This window comes from Streptomyces sp. NBC_01092, assembly GCF_045039535.1.
In the GTDB taxonomy this organism is placed as follows: Bacteria; Actinomycetota; Actinomycetes; order Streptomycetales; family Streptomycetaceae; genus Streptomyces.
This window is the reverse complement of sequence record NZ_CP108659.1, coordinates 10784567-10804684: the sequence shown is the minus strand read 5'-3', so window position 1 is coordinate 10804684 and position 20118 is coordinate 10784567. Positions and strand designations below refer to the sequence as shown.

21 protein-coding genes and 1 pseudogene are annotated in these 20118 nt (G+C 69.2%); 9 read left to right on the top strand and 13 right to left on the bottom strand.

Going from position 1 to position 20118, the window contains the following annotated elements; translation table 11 throughout:
• Positions 1–104 precede the first annotated feature (104 nt).
• From OG254_RS48085 to OG254_RS48070, 4 genes are all read right to left on the bottom strand, one after another.
• Positions 105–533, bottom strand: coding sequence for a hypothetical protein (locus OG254_RS48085; protein ID WP_405594447.1), 429 nt, complete (start codon positions 531–533; stop codon positions 105–107).
• 41 nt (positions 534–574) lie between these two features.
• A complete protein-coding gene (locus tag OG254_RS48080; protein ID WP_405594445.1) occupies positions 575–1882 on the bottom strand; it encodes a hypothetical protein in 1308 nt (435 codons plus the stop codon).
• On the bottom strand, positions 1882–2160 hold the full coding sequence (locus OG254_RS48075) for a hypothetical protein (protein WP_405594443.1): 279 nt from the start codon (positions 2158–2160) through the stop codon (positions 1882–1884). The genes OG254_RS48080 and OG254_RS48075 overlap by 1 nt, the downstream gene beginning before the upstream one ends.
• Before the next feature lie 701 nt (positions 2161–2861).
• On the bottom strand, positions 2862–4067 hold the full coding sequence (locus OG254_RS48070; RefSeq protein WP_405594441.1) for a PucR family transcriptional regulator: 1206 nt from the start codon (positions 4065–4067) through the stop codon (positions 2862–2864).
• Between the two features lie 279 nt (positions 4068–4346).
• Between OG254_RS48070 and OG254_RS48065 the strand changes: the two genes are divergently transcribed.
• From OG254_RS48065 to OG254_RS48040, 6 genes are all read left to right on the top strand, one after another.
• A complete protein-coding gene (locus OG254_RS48065) occupies positions 4347–5093 on the top strand; it encodes a DUF4394 domain-containing protein (RefSeq protein ID WP_405594440.1) in 747 nt (248 codons plus the stop codon).
• Positions 5094–5470: 377 nt separating this feature from the next.
• Positions 5471–6364 (top strand): DUF4129 domain-containing protein, encoded by an 894-nt coding sequence (locus tag OG254_RS48060; RefSeq protein WP_405594438.1) that lies wholly within the window; start codon positions 5471–5473, stop codon positions 6362–6364.
• The gene (locus OG254_RS48055) at positions 6361–6939 is read left to right on the top strand and encodes a hypothetical protein (protein WP_405594436.1); all 579 of its coding nucleotides are present in this window, start codon (positions 6361–6363) and stop codon (positions 6937–6939) included. The genes OG254_RS48060 and OG254_RS48055 overlap by 4 nt, the downstream gene beginning before the upstream one ends.
• On the top strand, positions 6936–7934 hold the full coding sequence (locus OG254_RS48050; protein ID WP_405594434.1) for an AAA family ATPase: 999 nt from the start codon (positions 6936–6938) through the stop codon (positions 7932–7934). The genes OG254_RS48055 and OG254_RS48050 overlap by 4 nt, the downstream gene beginning before the upstream one ends.
• Complete coding sequence (locus OG254_RS48045; RefSeq protein ID WP_405594432.1) at positions 7931–9268, top strand: DUF58 domain-containing protein; 1338 nt, start codon at positions 7931–7933, stop codon at positions 9266–9268. The genes OG254_RS48050 and OG254_RS48045 overlap by 4 nt, the downstream gene beginning before the upstream one ends.
• A 5-nt stretch (positions 9269–9273) precedes the next feature.
• Positions 9274–9846, top strand: a complete 573-nt coding sequence (locus OG254_RS48040; protein WP_405595634.1) for a hypothetical protein — start codon at positions 9274–9276, stop codon at positions 9844–9846.
• 78 nt (positions 9847–9924) lie between these two features.
• On the opposite strand, the pseudogene OG254_RS48035 reads toward OG254_RS48040, so the two are convergent.
• From OG254_RS48035 to OG254_RS48025, 3 genes and pseudogenes are all read right to left on the bottom strand, one after another.
• Positions 9925–10146, bottom strand: a pseudogene (locus OG254_RS48035) (IS5/IS1182 family transposase); the annotation flags it as partial.
• A gap of 311 nt (positions 10147–10457) precedes the next feature.
• Positions 10458–10946, bottom strand: coding sequence for a carboxymuconolactone decarboxylase family protein (locus tag OG254_RS48030; protein ID WP_405594430.1), 489 nt, complete (start codon positions 10944–10946; stop codon positions 10458–10460).
• A gap of 678 nt (positions 10947–11624) precedes the next feature.
• Positions 11625–12473: an endonuclease/exonuclease/phosphatase family protein gene (locus OG254_RS48025; protein WP_405595632.1), complete on the bottom strand. Its 849-nt coding sequence runs from the start codon at positions 12471–12473 to the stop codon at positions 11625–11627.
• 82 nt (positions 12474–12555) lie between these two features.
• Here OG254_RS48025 and OG254_RS48020 point away from each other — a divergent pair, with 82 nt between their 5' ends.
• On the top strand, positions 12556–12729 hold the full coding sequence (locus OG254_RS48020) for a DUF6207 family protein (RefSeq protein WP_405594428.1): 174 nt from the start codon (positions 12556–12558) through the stop codon (positions 12727–12729).
• Positions 12730–12930: 201 nt separating this feature from the next.
• On the opposite strand, the gene OG254_RS48015 is transcribed toward OG254_RS48020, so the two are convergent.
• The 4 genes from OG254_RS48015 to OG254_RS48000 all read right to left on the bottom strand — a co-directional run bounded on the left by OG254_RS48015 (position 12931) and on the right by OG254_RS48000 (position 15905).
• Entirely contained in the window at positions 12931–13866 is a 936-nt protein-coding gene (locus OG254_RS48015) for a GNAT family N-acetyltransferase (protein WP_405595630.1), read from the bottom strand.
• Between the two features lie 115 nt (positions 13867–13981).
• Positions 13982–14329, bottom strand: a complete 348-nt coding sequence (locus OG254_RS48010; protein WP_405594426.1) for a YciI family protein — start codon at positions 14327–14329, stop codon at positions 13982–13984.
• A complete protein-coding gene (locus OG254_RS48005; protein ID WP_405594424.1) occupies positions 14326–15249 on the bottom strand; it encodes a virginiamycin B lyase in 924 nt (307 codons plus the stop codon). The genes OG254_RS48010 and OG254_RS48005 overlap by 4 nt, the downstream gene beginning before the upstream one ends.
• Positions 15249–15905, bottom strand: coding sequence for a CatB-related O-acetyltransferase (locus tag OG254_RS48000; protein WP_405594422.1), 657 nt, complete (start codon positions 15903–15905; stop codon positions 15249–15251). The genes OG254_RS48005 and OG254_RS48000 overlap by 1 nt, the downstream gene beginning before the upstream one ends.
• Before the next feature lie 272 nt (positions 15906–16177).
• Between OG254_RS48000 and OG254_RS47995 the strand changes: the two genes are divergently transcribed.
• Positions 16178–17071 (top strand): LysR family transcriptional regulator, encoded by an 894-nt coding sequence (locus OG254_RS47995; protein WP_405594419.1) that lies wholly within the window; start codon positions 16178–16180, stop codon positions 17069–17071.
• Positions 17072–17308: 237 nt separating this feature from the next.
• On the top strand, positions 17309–17782 hold the full coding sequence (locus tag OG254_RS47990) for a hypothetical protein (protein WP_405594417.1): 474 nt from the start codon (positions 17309–17311) through the stop codon (positions 17780–17782).
• Positions 17783–17952: 170 nt separating this feature from the next.
• Here the strand turns inward: OG254_RS47990 and OG254_RS47985 are convergent, their stop codons facing one another.
• A complete protein-coding gene (locus OG254_RS47985) occupies positions 17953–19293 on the bottom strand; it encodes a ferric reductase-like transmembrane domain-containing protein (protein WP_405594414.1) in 1341 nt (446 codons plus the stop codon).
• A gap of 226 nt (positions 19294–19519) precedes the next feature.
• A complete protein-coding gene (locus OG254_RS47980; protein WP_405594412.1) occupies positions 19520–19999 on the bottom strand; it encodes a hypothetical protein in 480 nt (159 codons plus the stop codon).
• Between the last annotated feature and the right edge of the window lie 119 nt (positions 20000–20118).

The following is a 20118-nucleotide window of genomic DNA, read 5'->3' as shown; positions in this document are numbered from 1 at the left end:
AGCGGCACGGTGACCCTGTCGGGCAACCGGTACACGGCGCAATCAGCGGCGGCAAGCAGCAGGCCAACGACCGGCTGACAGGCCGCCTGACGAGGAGGGGCCCTTCAGCTTGCCCCCGTGCCCCTGGCTCTGACGGTGATCCGCGCGTAGTCGTACCCTCCAGACTCAGGGGCCGGGTTGTAGGTGATCGTGAACGTTCGCCGTACGTCGCCGAAGTGGTCGGAGTACGTCACCGTGGACGGGCTGGTGCGATTCGGCTCGGCGGTGATGTCGTACGTACGAAGGAAGTCCTTGATGCTCGAGTCCTGGCTGTTGCCCACCTCGTACCGGAGCACGACGGTGCCGTCCTTCTCCACCTTGGCGTACGTCGGTATGTAGTAGAGCCCTGCGGGTTGATGCTGATCGTGGTGCATCCCCGCCATGCGCTCCGCTGCCTCTTCCGGACCGTCACCGGCCGGCGTGAGCAGCGTGACGGCCGCCCAAGCGATCGCGCCGAGCGTCCACACCACGCACAGGGCCAGGAACCACACCATCCACCTGTGCCGGCCCGACCTCGTGGGGCCCGTACGCGTACTCACCCGTTCCATGTGCGCACTTCGCTCTGCCCGCCCATGTCGTACTCCTTGGCCTGACCCGACTGGTGCAGTCTGGCCATTTGGGCGTCCGACACGTTACCCATCGCGGGTACCGGAGTCGCCTTGTTCGCGTCCCAGTTGTAGCGGTCGTACACGTGGGTCTCGTAACGGATCGTGGTCCTGGGCTCGCCGTCCGGGCCCGGGACGACCTCGACCTGGGCGACCGTGTTGTAGTGGAAGGAGCCGACCGCGTGACACCAGTCGGGGTCCGTCTCCGCGGTCCAGCCCTGCCAGCCGGTCTGCTGGACGTACTTCACGGGCTTCCCGGTGCGCTCGTATTCAGCGAGGGCCTGCGCCTCCCAGTTGGGGGCGTTCTCCGCGAGCTGGGCTTCTACGTAGCGATTCATGTCCGGGAGGTCGCCCATCAATGCGTCCACGTCGATGTCCAGCGGTTCCCAGGTGTTGGAGAGGTAGTGCAGCATGTGCTTGGCCGACTGACGGCCGCCGAGCACCGCGGGGGAACCCATGGCGAAGAAGCCCATCTTGTTCTTGACGGCACGGTCCTCGTCAGTGGCCTCACGGGTGTTGTAATCGCCAGAACCCTCGTCGGGTGCGGGCGGCGGGAGCAGCACTCCCCCGGCACCGGAGAAGACGCGGTTCAGATTCTTGGCGCCCTCGGTGTCGGCCTTCACAGCGGACTCGGTCTGATCGTCCAGGACGGTGTACGCCACCGCCTTCTTGATGCGTTCGCGTTCGTAACCGGTGTGCTCGTTGACGTCGGCGGCATAGCTGAGGGCGGCGGTCGCGCGCGTGAGGAGGCTGTCCGCGTTCTCCTGATCCTGCCGGGCCGCCCCCGCGCTGTCCGGATCGTTTGGTGGGTAGTCCCGCTCTGGAATGGTGACGCCTCCGCTGTCGTGCAGGGTCAGGTCCTTCGACCGGGCCAACTCCTGAGCCTCGTCGAGCCACGTGCGGGCGAGTTCGAATCCGCTCTTCGCCGCTTCGAGGGTGGCCACGGCAGCCTTTGACTCGCGGTGTGCGATGGTCAATTCATCATGGAGTACGGACAGTTGAATGCGGGCCATCATGGCGGCCGGGCCCGCCCAGACGCAGGGCAGCTTGAGCAGGACGTTCTGGACGTGGTCCCGGGCCTCGGTGGCCGCCGCGGCCAGGTCGCCCCACTCGGCGGCCGCCCGCGACCAGGACTCCGGACGTACGTCTTCCAGTTCCCCAACCGTGATGTGCTGGCGCTCCACGGCATCGGCATGCTCGTGGTCCTCGCCCTCCGGCCGGTCAGTGAGCGATGCCATTACGCATCCCCCTCAAGCGAGGCAAGGATCGCCTGGAATTCCTGCGCCGTACGGTGTTCTTGAGTCGTGTAATTCGTGTGCGTCTGGCGCATCTTGTCGGCCAGTGAGCGGCACTGCTTGGCGAGGCGGGTGATTTCGTCGTCCCAGTCGCCCGTAGTCGATTTGAGCATGCGTCCGCTGGTGAGCATGTTGTGGATACGCGCTGTGGTGTCGGACTCCGCCAAGCCCTTGTCCGCCTTTTCGAGGATCTGTGCGGCCAGGTCCAACTCATCTGCCATCTTGCGAGTTCGGCGTTGCTCACGCCGTAGCCGTTGTCGTCGGCGCCGCTGGTCTGGGTAGCAGGGGCGCTGCTCGGGCCGGGCGCGCCTCCCGGGCCGGTGCCGGCCGACAGGGTCTGGATGCCGTTGCCGTTGAAGCCGGGGTCAGGGTTCGTCCCGGGTGCGGGGTTCCAGTCGCGGACGTCGGTGGGGCCGTCCGCGGCGGGCATCTGGTGTGGCTGGTCCGCCGGTTGAGAGTTGCGGGAGTCAGGGCCGGTGCGGACGCCCGGGCCCGCGTCGGGTGCGGGCATGCCCAGGCCGTAGCTGGTCCGGGGATCCGGGCTGGTGTTCGGCGCGGATGTGGGCACCACCGAATCAGGCTCTGTACTCACAACTTCCCCCTGTGTCGACGCGTGCTCGCTGCGGGTCAGCACGCTTCAACGACTATGCGATCACTCGTGGTGGGACCCTAGCCGCTCGGAGTCACGCCGACCAAAGAGGCGCCGTCATCCTGTTTCCTGCTGGTCAACGGTGCTGGCCTGCCGTATCGGTGGGGTTCTCGTCCCTCCTGCGGCCGAAGCTGCGCGGTAGGCCCGAGGCCTACACCCGGGAACCGCGGAAGACACCCCTGCCGGACGATCACGTGCTACCGATTTCTGCTCCGCCCACAACGGCCCTGATGCGCTGTCGGTAGGAAGAGAACGGTGTCACTCGGAGCAGTGTCAGGTCCACGCCCCCGACAGCCGCCGCGTCACCACGGTGCTGAGCGTGCGTATGCCGTGCGCCGAGCCCGGGTCGATACCGGTGAGTTCAGCGACCCGGCGCAGGCGGTAGTCCAGGGTGCGCGGGTGGACGTTGAGGGACGCTGCCGCCGCGCCACGGTTCATGTCGTGGCAGTAGTAGGCATCGAGGGTGGTCACGAGGTCCGGGCCCGGTTCGAGGCTCCGGGCCACCGCGTGGAGCCAGGCGTCGATGACCGGCACGTCCGCGACCGCGAGTTCGACGAAGACATCCGCCATGGTGTACGGCCGTACTCGGCGGGTGGGCTTCCCCAGCGGGGCCGACTTGCTGATCCGGCGGGCTCGTTCGAGGCTGGCGGGGAGTTCGTCGAGCGGTGCGGTGGCGGTGCCGGCGGCGCAAGGGCGGCCGAGTGCCTCGGCGAAGTCCCCGACGAGGTCCGCTACGGCGTCGGGTGCGGAGGGTAGCCGTATCGCCTCGTCGGCACATGGAACGACGGCGATCAGCTCACCGCCCCTCGTGCCGCGCTCCGGGCACCAGACGGCAGGCACCCGGTGTGTCTTCACGAGCGTTTCGATCTCGATGTCCAGATCATGGCCGCCCAAGGGGCGGTCCGGAACGCGGATCACCGTGACGGCGCAGAATTCGGGAAGTTCCCAGTCGAGGGCGGCGGCGAGGTCCGCGGCCATGGGGTCGCCGGTCAGCAGTGACCTGGCCAGCAGGGCGACCTGTTCGACGTACGGCAGACGGCGGCGCAGCACCGTCACGAAACCCTGCCGGTAGGCGACGATGCCGCGGTCGCCCTGCGGGGCGAACCAGGTCATCACCTGCATGAGTTCCTCGACTTCGCCGCCGCGCAGGCTCTCGGCCGCCTCCTGGATGTCGCGCAGCATGAGCCGGGTGTGCAGCTGCAGTACCTGCTGCCGCGAATCCGAGGACATTCCGGCATCGGCCCGTACCTCGCCGATGGCCGCGATGTAGCGAAGGTCATCGTCAGTCAGCTCGCTGTTGTCCGGAGACAGTTCGATCGTGCGGCGCCGCAGCCACACCGAGTATTCCATCGTCTCGGCCCTCGCCCTGGGCTTGGTTTCCCACGAACGGAACTCCGGAATCTCACGCAGATACGCCTCGACCTCCCGGTAGGCGTTGGTCGGCGCCTGCCGGGCCAGTTCGGCGAAGAGGCTCCCCATGGGGCGGGAGCCTGCCATCGCAGGTGAACGGGTCGGAAGACGAAATCCGGACGCGATTTGTCACTTCGCGTGAATCGACGGCCCTTGCACCGCCCGGGCATTTGTCATGGTGCGCAAAGTTCCCGGATCAAGGCAGCGTTGCGCCTCGATCCGGTTGTGGAGCTGCGGTGAAGGCGACTAAATAGAAGTCGTCAACATGCCGGAATTCGCATTCGCAGAGATCCGCATCGCGTGTGCAATTCCCTCGATGGCATTCGATCGAACGGGAGGGGAACACTGATGAAAGCAGGAATCAGAAAGAGACTCGCGGCAGCGGCCGCTGTCCTGTCCGTTTCCGCGGCCCTGCTGGTGAGCGCGCCCGGCACCGGTTCGGCCGCCGGCACCGTCACGCCCAGCCTGCGAGCCTTCGGGATCACCGGCGACGGCACCCTGATGGCCACCTTCACCACCGACCGACCCAACGTCCTCGACTGGGTCCGGGTCATCACCGGCCTCAGCGGCGACACCAGGCTGCTCGCCATCGACCACCGGGTCCAGGACGGCCTGATGTACGGCCTCGGCGAGAAGGGCGGCATCTACACGATCAAGACTCCGCCGCAGACCTCCGACGTGGTGGTCACCAAGGTCTCCCAGCTCCAAGTCGCGCTGTACGGCACCAACTTCGGCTTCGACTTCAACCCGGCGGCCGACCGACTCCGAGTGGTCAGCGACAACGGCCAGAACCTACGGCACAACCTCAATGACCACACCACCATCGAGGACACCACCCTCACCACCCCGCCGCTCACCGGGCCGACTCGGGGCGTCACCGCCTCCGGCTACACGAACAACGACCTGGCCGCAGCCACCGGGACGCTCCTGTACGGCATCGACACCACGACGAACAACCTCGTCCTCCAGGCGCCGGCCAACAACGGCACCCTGACAACGGTCGGCTCCCTCGGCTTCGACGCGCAGCCCAACGCGGGCCTGGACATCTTCAGCTACCTGGCCAACGGCAAGACGACATCGGCGCTCCACAGATGATCGAGGTCCTCAGCCGCATCCGCGTCCCTCGCCCCCAGGGCGGACACCCGCGCACTCGGCGCGACCACCTCAGCGGCGACAAGGCGTACAGCCCACGCCGAAACCGTCGCTACCTGCGAAGACGTCAGATCAAGAACCTAACCGCCCTGCCCTACGCCTACCCCTCCTCCACGCGCCCTTGCGACGCCGCGTGAACACCGAGCCGATACGGGGCGCCCAGCAAGTGTCTACTCAGTGCGGACCGCAGCACTCGCGCCCCACGCCGTGATCCGGCCGCCCGGCATGTGCCAAGATGCAGTGAACTGACGTTCGGGGGAACGCGTTCAGCGGGGGACGGAGTGGCAGCAGGGAAGCGGGACAGGCGCCGGGCGTTGCCCGTGGCAGGCGTCGCCGCCGGGGTCGTAGGGACGTTGGCGGTCGCCGCCATCGTGCTGCGGCCCGCAGAGGGGTTGCTCCATTCCGGTAAGGGGCCGCTCGGCCAGTGGGGCATCGTCGCGATCGGGCTGTCGGTCGCCTGGACGGTGGGGGCCATCTTCGTCACCCGGCGCCTTCGTCACCGAATCGGCGCCGACCGCACCGCGCTGCCACCGGGCGAGGAACGGCTGCGGCAGGCAGCCGTGCCGTTGCTGGTCGCCGGACCGGGCGTCATCGGCGTCCTGGCCCTGGTCCTGCACCGGTTCGATCACCGCAGCACTCCACCCGCCCCACCCGAGGGGCCACTGCCATCCTCCCAGCCGTCTGTCCCCAACAAAGAGACGTCCGGCGGGAGTTCAGGGCACGAATGGGCCCTGCCGCCGTACCTCCTGCTCGGTCTGCTGGCCGCGGTGGTGGTCGTGATCATCGCGGTGGCCGTCGTGCCGCGGCTGCGGCGGCACGGGCTGAGGGTGCCGCCGCACCTCGACCCCGCGGGCGCCCCGGCGGAGACCGAGGACGAGGACGCCCATCTGTTGCTGTCCGCCGTACACTCGGGCCGCCGCGCTCTGGTGGACGCCGGCGACGCCCGAGCGGCCGTCATCGCCTGTTACGCCGCGATGGAGGACGCTCTCGCGGCGTCCGGCGTGCAGCGGCGCGCCTCCGACAGCCCCGCCGACCTCCTCACCCGCGCCGTCGACGCGGGCCTCGCCCCGACTGCGGCCGCGCCCCGTCTCACCGCGCTGTTCCGCGAGGCCCGTTACTCCTCGCACCCCATGGACGCCACGCACCGCGAGGCCGCGGCAGAGGCCCTGGAAACGATCGCCTCGCTGCTCCAGGACCGGGAGTCCGCACGGTGACCGGGCAGGCGGGCAAGAGTCAGATGCCGGGCATGCTCACGCTACGGCGGCGGCTCGGGCTGCTCGGCGGCGCGGTCGCCGGCTCCGGTGTCCTGCTCGTACTGCTCCTCGACGGACCCCGGGCGGCCGCCGCCCTCGTGACCGTGCTCGTCGTCGCGGCGCTAGTCGTCGCCCGCTACGTCGCCGGGGCGGCCGCCTTCGACTACGGAGGACGGGACGAAGTACGGCTGCTGCAGACGCGGGCACCGGGCATGGGCGAGTGGCGCCGCAACGTACGGACCGCCACGGGGCCCGACGGCGCCCTGTACTACCGCGCCGTACTCCAGCCCGAACTGCGCCACCTGTACGGCGCCGCGCTCGCTGAGCACCACCATGTCTCGCTCGACCACCAGCCCCAGCGTGCCGCCGAGTTGGTCGGGCCCGAGTTGTGGCCGTGGCTGGGGCCCGAACCGCCCCGGACAGGGCCCGACGGCGACATTCCCCTCGACGTGCTGCGCCGCCTCGTCGACCGGCTCGAGGAACTCGGCACACCCCGCACTCGTACCCCCCGCACTCGTAAGGAAGAAGCCACGTGACGAGTCCCTCCACGCCTCAGCCCCGCACCGCCGGGCAGGTCGGCGAGCAGGCCGGTGCCGTACTGCGCGAGATCGGCCGTGCCGTCGTCGGCAAGTCGGACGCCCTCGAACTCGTGATGCTGGCCGTGCTGGCCGGCGGTCACGTCCTCATCGAGGACCTGCCGGGGCTCGGCAAGACGCTCCTCGCACGGTCCTTCGCCACCACGCTCGGCCTGGACTTCCGCCGGATCCAGTTCACGCCCGACCTGCTGCCGTCGGACGTCACCGGGACGCCGCTGTACGACCAGCGCACCGGCGAGACGGTGTTCCACCCCGGCCCGATCTTCACGCACCTCCTGCTCGCCGACGAGATCAACCGGACCCCGCCCAAGACGCAGGCCGCGCTGCTCGAGGCGATGGCCGAGTCCCAGGTGACCACGGACGGCGAGACGCGACCGCTCGCCGACCCGTTCCTGGTGATCGCGACCGCCAACCCCGTGGAGTACGAAGGCACCTACTCCCTTCCCGAGGCCCAGCTCGACCGGTTCCAACTCCGCGTACGGATGGGATATCTGGACGCCCGGGAGGAGCTGGCGATGCTGCGGGCCCGGATCGACCGGGCCGCGCCCGAGGCCGTACTCGACACGCTCGCGGGACCGGCCGACGTCGTGGCGTGGCGGGCCGTCGTGGAGCGCGTGGAGATCGACGACGATCTGCTCGAGTACGCCGTCGCACTCGTCGGCGCGACCCGGGACCACCCCCAGATCAGCATCGGCGCCTCGCCGCGCGGCGGACTCGCCCTGGTGCAGCTCGCGCGCGCCCGCGCGGTGTTGGACGGACGTGACTACGTCGTTCCGGAGGACGTCAAGAGCCTTGCGGTGCCCGCCCTGGCTCACCGGGTGTCGCTGCGGCCGGAGTTGTGGGTGCGCGACATGTCCACGGACGACGTGCTCCGCGAGATCGTCGACAGCGTCGACACGCCGTCCACGCGGCGTACGGCCGCCCTGCTGCCGTGACCGCGCCGGCACCCGCGCCGCGGCCGAGCGCCGCGGTGATCCGCGCCCTTGAGGGGCGCACCTCCCCCGCGCAGCCGCCGCCCCGGCCGCCCGGCGGGCCACGCCCGGGCGAGCGGACGCTGCGCCTGCTGACCATCGCCGTCATGGCACTGTCCGCCGCCCTGCTCACCGGCCGGGCGTGGCTGCTCGCGCTCGCGGCGGCGCCGCTGGTGCTGCTCGCGCTCGCACTGCCGCGCGCCTACGTCCGCCGCATCGAGACGTCGGCAACCGTCGAACCCGGACGCTGCTTCGAAGGCGACATCGTCACTCTCCGCATCGCGGTGGCCCATGATGGCGGCGCCGTCCGCCTCGACCCCGGCGTCACGCTCGGCCCGGGCCTGCGCCTCGACGAAGTCGTCGTCGGCCCGTCCTCGGTGACGCTGCGCCACACCGCGTTGCGCTGGGGGCGCTGGTCGCTCGGCCCGGTGGACCTCGACGTGTACGACGCCGGCGGTACCGTGCGCCGCACCGTGCGGGTCGAAGCGGCCGAGGTGTCGGTGTTCCCACAGGCCGTGTCGGCCAGGTTCACACCGATCCCGGTGCGGCTGCCGCAGCGGCTCGGGGAGCACGCCTCCCGACAGGCAGGAGAGGGCGTCGAGGTCATCGGGGTCGGGCCGTGGGTGCCCGGGGAACGGCAGCGGCGTATCCACTGGCCGTCAACGAGCCGGCGCGGGTCCGTGCAACTGCACCGCTTCGCGGCCGAGCAGGCCGCCGACACGGTGATGCTGCTCGACGCGTTCGGGGACGTGATCGACCCGGTGACCGGGGTGTCGTCCCTGGACGAGACGGTGCGGGCCGCCGCCGGGTTGGCCCGAGCCTATCTGCGCACTCACGACCGGGTGGGCGTTGTCTCGATCGGGGGCGCCACGCGGTGGCTGGCACCGGGGACCGGAGACGCGGCGTTCTACCGCATCGTCGAAAGCGTCCTCGACGTCCGCAAGGACCGGCGTTTCGACGGGCCCGGGCTCGAGCGGGTACCACCGCCCGCGCTGCCGCAGGGGGCTCTGGTGTACGTGTTCACCCCGTTGAGCGACGCACGGGTGCTGAAGGTGCTGCGGGACCTTCAGGGGCGGGGGCGCCGGCCGGTCGTCGTGGAGATCCCGAGCGGGGACCCGCAGGTCGAACCCGGCGATGCGGCGGGCGAGTTGGGGTTGCGGTTGTGGCATGCCGACCGGGACGCGATGCGGTTCGCCCTGCGGGACAGCGGCGTTCCGGTGCTGCGGTATGTCGTGGGTGAGTCGTTGGATCTGGCGTTGGCGCCGTTGCTGTCGGGGCGGGTCGGGGGGCGGGGGTGAGCGCGATGAAGGTGCTCGATGCGCGCGCGGGCTTTCGGGAGTACGCGCGGTATTGGGCCGTGACCGTGGCCGTACGGGTGCTTGCGGTGGGAGCCGTTGTGGTGGCGTGGCGGCCGTGGGTGACGGTGGGTGGGGCGCGGGAGGCGTTGCTGCTCGGATGCGCGGTCGTCTTCGCCGTGTGGGCGGCGCCGGCGGTGGACCGGCGGCCGTCGCTGGATTCGGCGCGCTGGTCCTACGTTTTGCTGCGGCACCGGACGACTGTGCTGGCGGGCGGCGTTGTGGTGATCGCGGCGTTCGGGGATCCGGCGTGGTGGGAGGCGGCCGGGACGGTGGTGCTGTTGGCCGCGTATCTGGTGACGAGTGAGACATGGCCGTGGAGGTGGGGGCGCGGGGCCGCGCGGGTATGGGGAGAAGCGGCTTTGGCGTGTGTGGGCGCCGGGGTGGTGGCCGCTGCGGTGGTGCCGGTGCCCGAGGCGGGGTTTGGGCTGGGACGTGTGATCGCCGCTTGTGTGGTGGTGGGGATGGTGGTGATCGGTGGTGGAGTGTTGAGTGCTCGGTGGAGGGGTGAGGACGGGTAGCGGGCCGGGAGGTAGACGTGGCAGGCGTCGCCGACGGTCGTCCGCCGCCCCGTCCCCGGCGTTGCCGATGGGCGATCTGCCTTCCCCTGCCAGATGGATCTTGCGGGTGAGGCCGCCCCGGGAGCGTCCGAGCCCCTCGTCGGCCGTCGTCGGGACGGTGTTGCCGGGGCGCGCGCCTCTTCCCGATTTGCGGGGGCCTCTTGCGTGCTCCGGCCGCGTGCTGGTGGGCTCGGCGGTGGTGGAGTCCACCGACACCATCGACCGGTCGATGCTGCCCTGTGCATCCGCGTCGGCCAGGACGACAGGAACCCGATCCCGAACGAGGGATGCCGCACTGTCCACCGCAGGCGTGCAACGTACGGCGGGGTTGTGCTTGCATCGCGTTCAGCTCGGCAAATGAGGGTGCAGGCCGGAATTCAAGGCCACGTTGACGCGGCTGCCTGCGTCAGCGACAGCTCACTCCGTTGTCTGCGCCGGCCGCAGCCACAAAGGGCATCCGTTGGCTCGTGTGTGACTGCCAGCCTCAACGCCCTTCTGGCGGCACCGTATGTGTTGACCGACGCCCCTGTGGCACCACGTCGCCGGATCGGGCGACCCCTCTGACGGACAGGTCAGTCCCACTGCTCGTCCGCGAGGGAGCTGACCGGCTGCGGCTTGCCGATGACGGCCAGGGCGATGAAGAAGTTGATCTGGCCGATCGCGATGGTCAGGGTGGCCAGCGCCTTCTCCTCGTAGTGCTTCGCCACCTCGGCGTACAGCTCGTCGGAGACACGCTCCCTGCCGTGCGGGGCGGGCTGAAGTGTGGCCTCCACCAAGGCGAGGGCGGCGCGCTCGGCGTCGGTGAAGTACGGGGCGTCCTGCCAGGAGGAGACGGCGGTGATGCGCTCCTCGGACTCCCCGGCCTTACGCAGGAAGCCGGTGTTCAGGATCGTCAGGTAGGTGTTGCCGACAATTTGCCCGGCACGCAGGTGGACGAGACTCATCGTGGCGCGCGGCACCGAACGGTTGCCCGTGGCCCGGAAGAGGGCGGCGCTGATGTCGTTCAGCTCGGGCACGAACTCGGCCGGGTTGGGCATCCGGGAGATGGAGGTGTTCGTCATGGCTGCTCTCCTTCGCTTCGGCCTGGTTGGCGTCTTCGCAGCACTGACGGACCGGCGCACGCAGATGTGACAGGAATCCGGGAAAGATCTCTGGCGTGCCCCTGACCTGGTGGCAACCCCGTCTTCCCGGGCCGGCCGAGACGTGCGAGCCCGATATCTTCCGTGGTCATAGACGATCAGAGATCGATTGACCTTGGCGCCGCTGCTCCAAGTTGTGCCAGATGCCGGCGGCCACGGCGAGGAGTCGTTGACCGGTGCGGACCACGACCCCGGCCAGCCTCTGACGCCGTGAGTCGATGACAGCCTCCATCCACTGGCGGGCACGGGAGACCCTCCCATGCCGGCCGGCGATGAAACAACGCAGCCATCACCTCTCACTCGCCTCGATTCGGGTTGGCCACACACCAGGTGACGGGCATGCCTTCGGCGGTGGTGACCAGGTGAGCCGGAATCCCGAGCGGATGCGGGAGTGGCTGCGGCAGCAGCCGAAACCGGCGTGCCCCAGCCAACTCCGATCGTTTGGCGCCCTCACCTGAGGCCGCACAAGGCCGCGTCCGGCCGGGCCGAAGAGCGCTTCCGGACGGCGGGCACGACGAGCAGTCGTGACGCCCGATGCTGCCCTGACCGTCCCTGTCTCTCCCAGGATCAAGCAGGTCGCTCGCCCCAGGCGCGGCACTGTCACGCCCGTTGGGTCGGGGCCAGGTCGCTGTGCAGCAGGTGGTGGTCCGAGTACGGGGTGGGCTGCACGCGGTGTCTGAGCGGGGTGATGCCCCGCAGGAAGATGTAGTCGAACCTGGTGTGCCAGTCGGTGGTCGGCGTGCAGGTGCCGGCCTGCGAGGGACGGCAGCGGGGGTCCGCGTCCGCGGCCAGTGCCCACATCGGGGCGAGTTCGCCGGCGTCCGGCACGGCGTTGAAGTCGCCGAGCACGATCGCACGGTCGTACCGGGCGACCTCTGCGGCCAGAACGCCCGTCTGATCCGCCCGGACCGCCTCTTGACGCCGATGGGCGAGGTGAGTGTTGAAGACCCGCACCGACCGGCCGCCCACCAGGGTGGTGACGGCCATGTACCCGCGGTCCTCGGATCCGCCGTCGGGGTACTCCACGCTCACACGGTCCGTCATCGGTGCCGCCGACAAGACCGCCTGACCGAAGCCGCCCGGACTCCACGGCACTCCCCCGCACCGGCCCCAACTGCGCAGAACCTGCCCGTACTCGACGTGGTAGGCCAGTCCGTGGAGGTGCTCCAGATAGTCGCGGATCTGCTCGACGTCCCGCCCGCACGCTTCCTGCAGGCCGATCACCTGGGGCGCGAACGAGGCGATCTGCGCTGCCCGGTCGACGTTGCTTGTCTCGCAGGGGTTGCAGATATTCCAGGTCATGACCCGGTTCGGTACCACTTCCCGGACCGCACCGGCGGGCAGCGGCCCGGGGAAGAGAGCATCGCCTGGCGCGCTGGGGCCGAGGAGCGCCATGCAGGCCACCACCACGGCACCCGCGAACAACCGCGTGCCCCTTGCCGGCACCATCACCCTCCCGAAGTCGATATCGCACAGCATCCGACATCTGTAAACACGAGGTTATGCGACCCGGGCGCCGACACCCCACGTTGTGACCCTCAACCAGGATCCCTGCCGCTGCCCCGGGAGGGGCGATAGCCCCCGGCCGTACCCCGACGCGTCCCCGGCCACCGCCCGGAATGCGGGCCAGCCCGGTGTGCGGCTGCGCATGTACACCGATCTGCGGCAGGTCCTCGACGGGGCCGCCCCACCGGCGGCCACCTAGAAAGGCGTGGTCCGCCACCAGCCGCGGTAGAAGTCGCGGCCGGCCCGCCCCTACCCACGACAGCCCCATCACCGGGCCCACCCCGTACGCAATCCCGAGAAGCTGTCCCTCCTCGAGCGGGAGACCACGGTCGCTCGGTCAGTCTGTGATGGCCTTCGGACAGGGGGCGGATCCGCATCGCGTGTCCGACTTGCGGCAGGGTCAGTCCCAGACCAGGTTGAGGGAGCGTTCGAAATTGACGTATCCGGCGCGGGCGAAGGACTTCGCCATGGGGACGTTGCCGAGGTCCGTCGATGCCCTGATCCGGTCGACACCCTCCGCGGCCAGGATGCGGGTGCCCTCGGCGAGGATCTCGTCGATGTAGCCGTTGCCGCGATGTTCGGGCAGGACACCGATGTACGCGATGATCGGGTGGTAGCTGTTGCGGGCCGGGACCACGAAGCCCACCGGAGCGCGCCAGCCGGGGAGTTCGGCGATGCGCCACCACTCGTGCGGGCTCTTGAACCCGGCAAACTCTCCGTCGTATTGCCGTTCCGCCGCTTCGCGCGGGCTCAGTCCGGATGACAGGTCCGCCCGGCCGTGGGCGTCGAGGGTGCCCTCCATGACCGGGGTCATCAGGGTGATGAGGTCCTCACGGTGGGCTACCGGGCGGAAGACGAGACGCCCCCTGGGCTCCGGGAGCCGGGACGACGGGGTCCACTGCAGCCGCAGCCGCTCGACCAGCAGCCGTGCGCCGGTGCTCTCCAGCACGCGCGTGCGGGAATCGACCACCTCGCGCGCCGCGGGGTCCTCGTGCCAGTCGGGCGGGACGAAGCGGCAGTACTCCGGCAGCTTCGCCCCCGCCGGGAAGACAGTCGCCGTCGCCGTCTCGAACAGCTGCAGGCCGATCTCGTCACGGTCGGCCCGGGGCAGCGTGTCGTCGATGTCGAAGAAGTCGAACTGCAGCGGGACGTCACCGCCCGGAGACGTCCACCAGGCGAGCCGGGCGAGGAGACGGTCGCCGTCCAGGGCCACCCATGACCATTCGGGACGGCGGCGGCCGGATGCGAAGTCCTCGGGCAGTTCGTGGTCGAGGACGTAGGAGAGCCGGCAGAAGAGATCGATCTCCTCGGGGCCGGTCAGAGGTCGGTAGACCACCGATGTCAGTGTCAAGTCAACTCCTGTGAAGGGAGACAGCGGTTTGGGCCCGGTGGGTCGTGGCGGTCAGGAACGCCGAGTGTCCGGGCAGAGGGCGCCCCGAGCCGCATGGCACTCAGGCCGATTCGAGTATCGGGCGGATTTCGAGCGCCTCCGGGGTGGGGAAGCCGCGGGCCAGCTCGATGGCTTCGGCGTGGTCGGCAACTTCCAGTACGAACCAGCCGCCGAGGGTCTCCTCGCCGCTGTGCACGGGCCCCTCGGTCACCGCCGCGGACCCGTCCGCTGTCTTGCGCACCGTGACGGGGCTCCGGTGCTCGGTGTCGAGGGCGTCTCCCCCCACCAGTTTGCCCGCTGCCGCCAGTTCGCCGATCCAGGTCTGGTAAGCCTTCCGGTAGCCGTCGCGGTCGGCCTGGATCCGGGCGCGTGACGCATGCGTCTCGAAGATCACGAGGGCGTATTTCATGAGGCGTTCCTCTGTTCGGTGTTCTTGGTGGTTCTGGTGGTGTCCGGTTCGATGCGGGCCAGCGCGCCCACCTCCAGGGCCGTCCACAGGGCGCCGTCCGGGCCCACTGTGATCCCGTGCGGCTCGGAGGCCGGGGTGGGCAGGTCATGGACGGCGACCGTGCCGTCCGAGGTGACCGAGCCGACGCGGTTGCCGCCCCACTCGGTGAACCACGCCGTGCCGTCGGCGTCGGTGGTGACGGCGTGCGGCCGGGCGGAACGGTCGGGCAGCGGATACTCGGTGATCCGTCCGCCGGGTGCCATCCGGCCGATCTGACCGGCCGCGATCTCGGTGAACCAGACACTTCCGTCCGGGCCCACGGCGATACCCACCGGCCCGGCCGCCTCGGTGGGCAGCTCGTGCACCGTGATGCGGCCGTCCATGCCGATACGGCCGATGGCGTTGGCCTGGTTCATCGTGAACCACATCGCGTCCTCGGCCGCGGCGATCGCGGAGGGGAACGCTCCGGTGCGTGGCAGCGGGTACTCCGTGACCGCTCCGTCGGTGGTGAGGCGGCCGATGCGGTCGGCGGCGGTCTCGGTGAACCACAGCGCGCCGTCCGGCCCTGCGGCGATACCGAAAGGCCCGCACTCCGCCGTCGGCAGAGCGAACCCGGACACCCGGCCGGCCGGCGTGATCCGCCCGATCCGGTGCGCCCGGTACTCCGTGAACCACAGGGCGCCGTCCGGCCCGTTGCTGATGACCGTCGGGCCGCTGTCCGGGGCGAATTGATGACTCGTCGGCTCCTGTCCCGGGACCAACCGACCGATCCTGCCGCTGTGCACCATGGTGAACCACAGCGCACCGTCCGGGCCGGTGGTGATCGCATACGGGCCGCTGTCGGGACCGGACACCGCGTACTCCTCGATGGCCGGGGGCATCACCGCTGCTGCCCCAGACCTTCGGCGACGGCGATGCGCTCGATGTCCTGCGGGGAGCCGGCCATGATGGTCCGGGCGTGCGCGGTCACCAGTTCAACGGGCCAGTCCCACCAGGCGCTGCGCGCGAGCCGTTCGATGTCGCTGTCACCGAAGCGCTGTCTGATCGTCCGGGCCGGGTTTCCGCCCACGATGGTGTACGGCGGCACATCGGCGGTGACCACCGCTCCGGCCGCGATCACCGCGCCGTCGCCGATCCGCAGCCCCGGCATCACGGTGGCTCCGTATCCGAACCACACGTCGTTGCCGACCACCGTGTCCCCGCGGCTGGGCATGCCGGTCACAAGGTCGAGGGTCTGCTCGGCCCACTCCCCGCCGAACATGGCGAAGGGGAAGGTGGACACCCCCATCGACGGGTGGTCCGCACCCGCCATCAGAAACCGGGTGCCCGTCGCGATCGCGCAGTACTTGCCGATGATCAGCCGTTCCGGACCGTAGGCGTACAGCACATTTCGCTGCGCGAAGTCGGTCGCCCCGTCGGGGTCGTCGTAGTAGGTGAAGTCACCCACCACGACGTTCGTTCCGGCAACCAGTGGCTTGAGGAAGGCGACCCGCTCGTGGGCGGGCAGGGGATGGACGGTGGTCGGGTCAGGTGTCACGCGGCAATCTCTCCGTAGGGGTTGGTACTCGGGAGACGGAGCGCAGGGCGGCGAGGTCTCACACCCGATGCGGTACGCGCCTCCCAGACCGTCGGCCGACTTGAGCGGGCCGGTCCTGCCACCTCGCGCCGGCTCATGTCACCGGCGGGAGGCCTCCCGGCCTGGTCCCCAGCATGCATACCGGAGCAGCGCAGGAGCAACAGCCGATCTTGTTATGGTCGTTAACCCAGAGGTTCACGACTCGGGGAACCAGAGCCGAATCGGGTGACGGAATGGAACTGCGGGACATAGAGATCTTCCTGACGCTCGCGGAAGAGCTCCACTTCGGCCGCAGCGCCGAACGCCTGCATGTCTCCCCGGCCCGTGTCAGCCAGGCGATCAAGAAACAGGAACGCGCCATCGGCGCCCAACTCTTCGAGCGCACCAGCCGCCATGTGCGGATGACCCCCATCGGAGAGGTGTTGCTCCAGCGGCTCAAGCTGGCATATGAAGCCATCCAGGACGCCATAGCGGAGGTGACCACCGTCGACCGCGACGCGGCCGGCACGCTGACACTGGGGGTCATGGGCGCCCAGATGCACGACATGGCCCCGCTTCTGACCCGCTTCCGGGCCCGGCACCCGTCCGTCGAACTCCGTTTCCGGGAAGTGTTCTTCAGCGATCCGTTCGGAGCCTTGCGGGCCGGCGAGGTCGACGCGTTGACCACGTGGTTGCCGGTTCGCGAGCCGGACCTGACCGTCGGAGTGGTGCTGCGCGAGGAGCCTCTCCACCTGATGGTGTGCACGGATCATCCGCTCGCCCGGCAGGAGTCGGTGAGCATGGAGGTGCTGGGCGATCACATCGTGCCGCGCCTGAACGGCCCCATACCCGCCTACTGGGAGGCCGCCGTCCTGCCGGCCCGCACTCCCGCCGGACGCCCCGTCCGCCGCGGCCCGGCCGTCAGCACCTTCTACGAGTTCCTGGCACTCGTCGCGGCAGGCGACGCAGTCTGCACCGTCCCCGACGAGGGACGGCGTTACAACGCGCAGACCGACGTCGTCTACCTCCCCCTCCACGATGCCCCGCCCGTCCAGTGGGCCCTGATCTGGCGCACGGACCGCGCGACCCCGCTGGTACGCGCACTCACCCAGGCAGCGACGGACTACGGGGACTCAACCACGCGTTAGAGACGTGAGAGACGTGCTGGCATCGGTGTCCGTGCCCCCTGGCCACCATCCGAGCCCGCCCACGAGGCCGCTCCGGCAACGACCCGCTGGAAGTCCTGTAGCAGTGGGTCGAAAGTGGCTGCAGTCATCGGACAAGTCGCGCCCAACGGCGCTAACCCTGTGATCTGCAGATATGTATGATCAAGGCCATTCGCCGGCGCCGCTTGAGGCAGTCGGCATGTCATTGGGGGGTACGGCGTGCGCCGTTGGCTCAAGGCCGCAACTGTCGCGGCAAGTCTGGTCCTGTTCGGTGCTCAGTCGGCCGTGGCCAGTGACACAGTGGGCTGGAAGACCGTCAGTACGAACTCCAACTGGTACTGCGGAGCCTATGTCAAGCACTCAGAGTCCTACGAGATCGGGATGTTTGGCCTCAATTTCAAGGCCTGCACGGTTGTGAACTCCAGTGGCGGCGCGCAGGCCGTTCTGGTCGCACAGAACGCGAACGAGCTCCATCTCTGGTACATGCAGAAGGGCCGTGTGGTGTTCGAGTCGCAGCTGGGGGGCGACATCTGGTGCGCCGCATCCAACCTGGAGTCGGGCCTCACCCGCGGTTGCTACGCGCCGACGGTTCCGGTTGGCAAGTGCCAGCGTGTGGACGCTGCTTACGTCGAGATGACGATCGGCGGGGTCACCGAACGAGCCTACGGAAGGCCCGCCTACACGCCGTGCTGAGGCACGACTTCGGGCGTACGCGTTAGGCAAAAGTGCCGTGGAGAAGAACGCAGGAGGGCCAGCCGCCCGTCGGGGCGGCTGGCTGCTTTTGTTTCTCTTCCTCGGGGTCGATTGGTAGGTCAGGCGGCGTCGGGCATCACGGCCGTATCGACGCGCGGCCCCTTGCCAGGTCAGGCCAGACCGAACCTCTCGGCATGCACTTGCCGCGCGGGGACCTGCAACTCCCGCAGTCCGGAAAGCACGGCCCCGGTCATGGCAGGCGGACCGCAGACGTACACGTCGCGTTCGGTGATGTCGGGGACCAACTGGTGCAGGCTGCCCGCGCCGAACGGTGGGGCGCCGCCCTCGCCGGTCCTGCCGGTGAGCAAGTGCAACCGTCCGCCCCGAAGCGCCACCAAGTGGCGCACCTCGTCCAGCAGCACGGCCTCGGCCTCGCTGCGAACCCGGTACAGCACCACAACGTCGCCGGCCGACTGCTCCTCCAGCATGGCCCGAACGGGCGTGATCCCCACACCGCCGGCGATCAGCAGGACGCCGGGCCGGCTCCGGTGCAACGATGTGAACGCCCCGTACGGCCCCTCGACGAAGGCACGGCTGCCCACCGGGACATGGCGCAGGCCGGCGCTGCCACTGCCCACCGCTTTCGCCGTCAGGCGCAGCCCCTGCCCACCCGGCGCCGCCGACAGCGAGAAGGGATTGGCCAGCCACCAGTGGTGGTGCCCGGGGAACCGCCAGATACAGAACTGACCTGCCCGGGCAGGGAGTTTGTCGAGGTGGCGGCCGGTGACGTACACGGACACCACGTTGTCCGATTCCGGCACCACGGCCGCGACGCGGAACCGGTGGTAGGCGTTGCGCCACACCGGCATGACGACCCGACCCGTGAGCAGCGCGCCGAAGGCGAACAGCCACAGCATCCACCAGTAGGCCGTGGCGAACGCCGAGGACGTGAACGTCGTCGTCTCCTGCAACTGGTGGACGAACGACAGGCCCAGAGCCACGTAGAGCAGCAGGTGCAGACCGTGCCACACCTCGTAGGGCAGCCGACGCCGCAGCGGCCGGGTGGAGATCGTAGCGATCACGACCAGGACGGCCGCGGCAAGCATGCCCAGCAGGGAGGCCGGCACCCCGCTCAGAGCGACGAAGGTCTTCCCCATGGAGGTGTCGTCGAGTGTGGCGTAGCCGAGCACCACCAGCGTGGCGTGGGTGAGGACCGTCCACAGGAGGGAGAAGCCGACCCAGCGGTGCCACACCGTGAGCCGGTCCATTCCGATACGGCCGTCCAGCCACGGCAGCCGGGCCACCAGCAGGAGTTGGAACAAGAGCAGCAAGGCTGCGTGCAGCCCGAAGAACTTGGCGACCGTGAGCACCCCGTTCTTGCCCGACCCGGCACTGATGAACAGCGCCTCCACGATCACCACATTGACAATGACAAATGCCCACATCGCCCAGCGCGCCGCGTCCACCGGTAGTACGGCGCCTGTCCGCACCGTGTTACTCGCCGTCGCCATGATTGCCCCTCATCCCCCGCCGCCGCATTACTCGCGGCCCGTGTGCACAAACCCCATTGAGACCGAGGAATCCGGCCGGATACCCACCCCATACACACCTCGATCGGGTAAGAATACGGCCCGCAGCCCCTGTCCGTTCATGCGTGGAACCACCCAATCTGGGGGCTATTCGACGCGTTGGGGTCTGGCTGTGCCGCAGTGGCCCGCCGTGCTTGGGGGTGTTGCCTTACCCGCCCAGGCCGAAGGGCAGCCCTTTGTGATCGTTGCTCAGTGAACGTCGTATGACGTTCACCAGCTTCACCTGCGCTTGGGCGGATGCCTGCCTGGCCTGTTCGAACTCCTCCGGACTCAGTGGGTTACGCAGCGGTGTGCGATCACCCCGCTCCACCTGGTCCAGGAAGGAGTTGATGGCACGGCCGAAGTTGTCGATTTCGGCTGCAACTTCCGTGGGAGCGACCAGGCTTACGCGCATCAAGGCTGCGCTCCATTCACCCCAGTCGTAATCCCAGCCGCGCCGGTCACCATGTGCTCGCCTCAGTTCCATCGTGAACCTGGCGTAGTGACTGAACAACTCTTGGTAGGCGGCAAGCTGCTGGTCACGTGTCCACTGACGATCTTGAGCGCGGCGCGTGACGATACCGCCGACCAGCACGCCGGCTGTGGCGGAAAGCGCACCAGCGGCCGTTGTCACCAGCGTGTCCAGCATCAGACCCCCCTCAGGCTCCGCCGTCCCGACCTTGGGCGAGATGAACATACTGATCATCGGTCCTCGGCGACAATGATCGGGCCCACAGGAACCCGCCCCGGGAAAGTCGCTCTCCCCCA

Excerpts from the sequence above, each read along its gene's own strand:
- OG254_RS47985 (WP_405594414.1), bottom strand. The coding sequence starts at position 19,293 with ATGGCGACGGCGAGTAACACGGTGCGGACAGGCGCCGTACTACCGGTG.
- OG254_RS48075 (WP_405594443.1), bottom strand. The coding sequence starts at position 2,160 with ATGGCAGATGAGTTGGACCTGGCCGCACAGATCCTCGAAAAGGCGGAC.
- OG254_RS47980 (WP_405594412.1), bottom strand. The coding sequence starts at position 19,999 with ATGCTGGACACGCTGGTGACAACGGCCGCTGGTGCGCTTTCCGCCACA.
- OG254_RS48065 (WP_405594440.1), top strand. The coding sequence starts at position 4,347 with ATGAAAGCAGGAATCAGAAAGAGACTCGCGGCAGCGGCCGCTGTCCTG.
- OG254_RS48040 (WP_405595634.1), top strand. The coding sequence starts at position 9,274 with ATGAAGGTGCTCGATGCGCGCGCGGGCTTTCGGGAGTACGCGCGGTAT.
- OG254_RS48010 (WP_405594426.1), bottom strand. The coding sequence starts at position 14,329 with ATGAAATACGCCCTCGTGATCTTCGAGACGCATGCGTCACGCGCCCGG.
- OG254_RS47995 (WP_405594419.1), top strand. The coding sequence starts at position 16,178 with ATGGAACTGCGGGACATAGAGATCTTCCTGACGCTCGCGGAAGAGCTC.
- OG254_RS48005 (WP_405594424.1), bottom strand. The coding sequence starts at position 15,249 with ATGCCCCCGGCCATCGAGGAGTACGCGGTGTCCGGTCCCGACAGCGGC.
- OG254_RS48080 (WP_405594445.1), bottom strand. The coding sequence starts at position 1,882 with ATGGCATCGCTCACTGACCGGCCGGAGGGCGAGGACCACGAGCATGCC.
- OG254_RS48025 (WP_405595632.1), bottom strand. The coding sequence starts at position 12,473 with ATGGTGCCGGCAAGGGGCACGCGGTTGTTCGCGGGTGCCGTGGTGGTG.
- OG254_RS48030 (WP_405594430.1), bottom strand. The coding sequence starts at position 10,946 with ATGACGAACACCTCCATCTCCCGGATGCCCAACCCGGCCGAGTTCGTG.
- OG254_RS48085 (WP_405594447.1), bottom strand. The coding sequence starts at position 533 with ATGGTGTGGTTCCTGGCCCTGTGCGTGGTGTGGACGCTCGGCGCGATC.
- OG254_RS48070 (WP_405594441.1), bottom strand. The coding sequence starts at position 4,067 with ATGGGGAGCCTCTTCGCCGAACTGGCCCGGCAGGCGCCGACCAACGCC.